Raw genomic sequence first — 245 nt, 5'->3', positions numbered from 1 at the left:
GGGTGAACCTGGCGCTGGTGATCGCGATCTTCCTCGCCGGCGGTTATTTCGCCGATACGCTTTCCGCCTGGATGAGCCAGTGGGTCGCCTACGACGGGCTACACAAGGCATTGATCTGGGGCGGCGCGCTGCTGGTCTCGCTGGCCTTCCTGATCGCCGCGTACCGCAAGCTCAAGGCCCTGTCGATGCTGCTGGCCGAACTCGGGGTCAAGCCGGAGAAAGCCGGACGCCATACGGCGCGGGTA

Annotated in this window: 1 protein-coding gene; it reads left to right on the top strand. The window is 65.3% G+C overall.

The window, feature by feature from the left end; all coding sequences use genetic code 11:
- The coding region (locus ACLJNW_RS27730; protein WP_410961793.1) for a hypothetical protein at nucleotides 1-245 on the top strand (245 nt) is incomplete at both ends.

This window comes from Salmonella sp. SAL4457 (assembly GCF_046548235.1).
In the GTDB taxonomy this organism is placed as follows: domain Bacteria; phylum Pseudomonadota; class Gammaproteobacteria; order Enterobacterales; family Enterobacteriaceae; genus Salmonella; species Salmonella enterica.
The sequence above is the reverse complement of the archived record's forward strand: the minus strand, read 5'-3'. Positions and strand labels throughout refer to the sequence as shown.